At 46.9% G+C, this 405-nt stretch carries 1 protein-coding gene; it reads right to left on the bottom strand.

Annotated features, from left to right (window positions below):
• Positions 1-405: 30S ribosomal protein S2 (locus tag GFJ41_RS21180; RefSeq protein WP_170076034.1), on the bottom strand; the 405-nt coding region annotated here is incomplete at both ends.

Here is a 405-nt window from a genome sequence, read left to right as displayed (position 1 = left end):
CGGCAGCAAGAACATTAGGATCAACAGAGCCAGCAGCACTATCAGTGATCTCGAATTCAGCAGCAGCAACAGCCTCTTCGACTTGAGCTTCCTCGGCAGCGGCAGCAGCAGCTTTCTTAGCTTCCTCTTCACGTTCAACTTCTTCGGGATCACGGTAGAAGTAAAGATCAGGCATGACTTCCCAAGCGGTGGTGCGAGAAATGTTACCACGAAGACGAAGGACTTCACGAGCCAAAAGATACCAGGCCAAACCAATGGACTTGTAACCCTTGTTGTTGATAGGAATAGCAACATCAACATGGTTCAAAATGGAGTCAGTATCACACAAGGCAATAACTGGAATGTTGACGAAGGAAGCTTCCTTGATAGCTTGAGCATCAGCACGAGGATCAGTAACAATAATAA

Origin of the sequence: Paraclostridium dentum (assembly GCF_012922555.1) — a bacterium.
GTDB lineage: Bacteria > Bacillota > Clostridia > Peptostreptococcales > Peptostreptococcaceae > Paraclostridium > Paraclostridium dentum.
The sequence above is the reverse complement of the archived record's forward strand: the minus strand, read 5'-3'. Positions and strand labels throughout refer to the sequence as shown.